This window comes from Pseudomonas sp. TJI-51, from assembly GCF_000190455.2.
Lineage (GTDB): Bacteria > Pseudomonadota > Gammaproteobacteria > Pseudomonadales > Pseudomonadaceae > Aquipseudomonas > Aquipseudomonas juntendi.
Map to the genome: position 1 here is coordinate 1 of NZ_AEWE02000014.1, position 2,605 is coordinate 2,605.

The 2,605-nt window shown below is 61.3% G+C and carries 3 protein-coding genes and 1 pseudogene; 3 read left to right on the top strand and 1 reads right to left on the bottom strand.

Translation table 11 applies throughout. From position 1 onward, the window contains the following. Positions 1-207 precede the first annotated feature (207 nt). The 3 genes from G1E_RS03365 to G1E_RS03375 all read left to right on the top strand — a co-directional run bounded on the left by G1E_RS03365 (position 208) and on the right by G1E_RS03375 (position 2,508). Positions 208-1,227: a branched-chain amino acid aminotransferase gene (locus G1E_RS03365; protein ID WP_009686697.1), complete on the top strand. Its 1,020-nt coding sequence runs from the start codon at positions 208-210 to the stop codon at positions 1,225-1,227. Between the two features lie 229 nt (positions 1,228-1,456). Next, positions 1,457-1,708: a hypothetical protein gene (locus G1E_RS03370; RefSeq protein ID WP_009686696.1), complete on the top strand. Its 252-nt coding sequence runs from the start codon at positions 1,457-1,459 to the stop codon at positions 1,706-1,708. A gap of 80 nt (positions 1,709-1,788) precedes the next feature. Next, positions 1,789-2,508 carry a TorF family putative porin gene (locus G1E_RS03375; protein ID WP_009686695.1) on the top strand — a complete coding sequence of 240 codons (720 nt, stop codon included), beginning with the start codon at positions 1,789-1,791 and terminating at the stop codon, positions 2,506-2,508. Here G1E_RS03375 and G1E_RS29155 read toward each other — a convergent pair. Further along, positions 2,483-2,605, bottom strand: a pseudogene (locus G1E_RS29155) (EamA family transporter); the annotation flags it as partial. The gene G1E_RS03375 and the pseudogene G1E_RS29155 sit on opposite strands and share 26 nt — an antisense overlap.

The following is a 2,605-nucleotide window of genomic DNA, read 5'->3' on the forward strand; positions in this document are numbered from 1 at the left end:
CTCGATCTCACAGGCGCTGACAATATTGTGACAATCACCTTGCAGCCTCGATGCCGTCCCTGCGCCTGCAGCACCCGCAAATAATGCATCGCAGCCTGTCAATTCTTGACCGGCCGTTCCCGATCCGCCACGGATGTATTAAGGTGGCATGGTGCGCATATAACAGCAGCCCGAGCGATCGGGCATTAGCAAGACAATGAGGGTGTCATGAGCAACGAAAGCATTAATTGGGACAAGCTGGGTTTCGACTACATCAAGACCGACAAACGCTACCTGTCCGTATGGCGCAATGGCGAGTGGGACAAGGGCACCCTGACCGAAGACAACGTGCTGCACATCAGTGAAGGCTCCACCGCGCTGCACTATGGCCAGCAATGTTTCGAGGGCCTGAAGGCCTACCGCTGCAAGGATGGCTCCATCAACCTGTTCCGCCCGGACCAGAATGCCGCCCGCATGCAGCGCAGCTGCGCCCGCCTGCTGATGCCGCAGGTGCCGACCGATGTGTTCATCGAGGCGTGCAAGCAAGTGGTCAAGGCCAACGAAAAGTTCGTGCCACCGCATGGTAAAGGCGCCCTGTACCTGCGCCCGTTCGTGATCGGCACCGGCGACAACATTGGCGTGCGCACCGCCCCCGAGTTCATCTTCTCGGTTTTCGCCATTCCGGTTGGCTCGTACTTCAAGGGCGGCATGAAGCCGCACAACTTCCAGATCTCCAGCTTCGACCGTGCAGCACCGCAGGGCACCGGTGCCGCCAAGGTCGGTGGCAACTACGCTGCCAGCCTGCAGCCAGGTGCCGAAGCGAAGAAAGCCAACTTCGCCGACGCCATCTACCTCGACCCGCTGACCCACACCAAGATTGAAGAAGTCGGCTCGGCCAACTTCTTCGGCATTACCGCCAACAATGAGTTCGTCACGCCTAAATCGGCCTCGGTGCTGCCAGGCATCACCCGCCTGTCGCTGATGGAGCTGGCACAATCGCGCCTGGGCCTGACCGTGGTCGAAGGTGACGTGGAAATCAGCAAGCTGGACCGCTTCGTCGAAGCCGGCGCCTGCGGTACTGCTGCGGTGATCACCCCGATTGGTGGCATCGAGTACAACGGCAAGCTGCACGTGTTCCACGACCTGGAGAAGGTCGGCCCGGTCACGCAGAAGCTCTACAACGAGCTGACCGGCATCCAGAGCGGTGATGTGGAAGCACCGGCTGGCTGGATCGTCAAAGTCGCCTGAAACGCTTTTGCGGTATAAAAACGGGGCATGCCATCGCTGGCATGCCCCGTTTTTCATGGATCGAGCCACCAGGCGGCAGCCTGCAAGGTTTGAGCTTCTGCGCGTCAATGGCCAGGGCGCCGTGCATCAATAGTCACTATCGAGAGGGGCAATTTCTACCGGGCGCGGCAACCACATAACCTAGCTCCATCGCCTCGCCACCTACACCATTGGCCCCTGGAGCTACCTGATGAACACCCTGGCCCGCTTGCTGACTGCCACGTTTGCCCTGCTTACCCTCGCCATCAGCAGCGGCTGTGCCAGCCACCCTGAACTGCGCCCGTACAGCGCCGACGAAACCCGCCAGTTACAGCTGGAGGCCTTGCAGCGCCGCGGTCTGTCGCTGGACGACTATGAGCAGCAACGCCGGGTGATCCAGCGTGCCGGCAACCTGCCGGTGGTGACCGAGGCAGCCGATGCCGACCGTTCGACCAAAGGCTGAACCCGCCGCTACATGGTTTTCAGCGGCCGCTCGGGCAGGTATCCTGAACGCTCTACCGTAAGCCCTCCAGGACGGTGACCATGTTCAGGCCCCTGCTGTTGCTGAGCATTGCCCTGCTGTTCAGCCCCCCTCTGCTGGCCCAGCAGATGAAGCGCCAACTGGGCGATTTCGACTTTACACTCGGCACCACCCCTTCCCGCAGCATGGCCCAAGGGTTGATTTCACCCACGGCGGTCGGCGCGTTTCATGGCGGCATGGATTTCAGCCACCCCAGTGGGCTGTACGTCGGCCAATATGCCCCGAGCATGGGGGTGACGGCCAACTCGACCCTGCGCCTGGACAGCTACATGGGCTACAAGCACCACTTCGACAGCACCTTGGGCTATGAAGTGGGGTTGATCCACTACAGCCAGCCAAACATCGCCGGCGCCGAGAGCGTAGCCCTGTATGGGGGAGTTTCGGTACTTGGCAGCCGGTTCGGCGGCGCACTGCGCGACAACCCCGACAACCGCACCGGTACGCTGTTCGCCGATTTTGGCCAACTGCCCTTGTTCGATGTCGACCTCACCGTCAAACTCGCCCATCACCGCCTGGGCACACCCTTCACCATCGGCGATGGCAGCCAGGTGAATGCCTTTTCCGACTGGTCGCTGGAACTGTCGCGCCCTTGGCTAGGCATCGACCTGAACCTGATCTACAGCAACTCGAGCCTCAGTGGCACCAGCTGTGACGCCTACTCAGGCATGAACACCTATTGCGACAGCGTGGTCACCCTCAAGGCCCAGCGCAGCTTTTTCTAGGCTTTGCCTGCAGGGCCTGGCGGCGCGGCGCCAGCGCCAGCGCAATACCGCCCAGCACTACCACACTGGCGAGCAACAAACGCAGCGATAACGGCTC

Excerpts from the sequence above, each read along its gene's own strand:
- G1E_RS03365 (WP_009686697.1), top strand. The coding sequence starts at position 208 with ATGAGCAACGAAAGCATTAATTGGGACAAGCTGGGTTTCGACTACATC.
- G1E_RS03370 (WP_009686696.1), top strand. The coding sequence starts at position 1,457 with ATGAACACCCTGGCCCGCTTGCTGACTGCCACGTTTGCCCTGCTTACC.
- G1E_RS03375 (WP_009686695.1), top strand. The coding sequence starts at position 1,789 with ATGTTCAGGCCCCTGCTGTTGCTGAGCATTGCCCTGCTGTTCAGCCCC.